Genomic DNA, 527 nt, shown 5'->3' on the forward strand with positions numbered 1-527 from the left:
GCCTATTCGGACGGAAGTAAAGGCGGACGTCCGCCGTTTGATCCGGTGCTGATGTTCAAAATTCTGGTCATCCAGACGTTGAACAATTTGTCTGATGAACGGACAGAGTATCTGATCAACAACCGCCTGTCGTTCATGCGCTTTCTGGGATTGGGGCTGTCGGACCGCGTGCCGGATGCCAAAACGGTCTGGCTGTTTCGTGAGCGTTTGACACAGGCGGGTGCCATTGAAAGGCTGTTTGACCGATTTGACGCGACCCTGCGGAACGCCGGTTATCTCCCGATGTCCGGCCAGATCCTGGATGCAACACTGGTGGCTGCTCCAAAGCAGCGCAATACGAACGCTGAGAAAGCGGATCTCCGGGCAGGACGTATTCCAGAAGACTGGCAGGACAAGCCCGCAAAGATGTCGCATAAGGATCGTCATGCACGATGGACACTTAAGTTCACGAAGGCGAAGCGGCAGGACGATGGAACCATACCGTCGAGCGATCTCGCCATCCCGTTCTTTGGCTACAAATCCCACGT

At 55.2% G+C, this 527-nt stretch carries 1 protein-coding gene; it reads left to right on the forward strand.

Annotated features, from left to right (window positions below; translation table 11 throughout):
* Positions 1–527, forward strand: a 527-nt coding sequence (locus tag ACP7IZ_RS13795) for a transposase (protein ID WP_426849731.1), incomplete at both ends; no start/stop codon positions are given.

This window comes from Acetobacter sp. AAB5, from assembly GCF_050106715.1.
GTDB classification, from domain to species: domain Bacteria; phylum Pseudomonadota; class Alphaproteobacteria; order Acetobacterales; family Acetobacteraceae; genus Acetobacter; species Acetobacter oryzifermentans.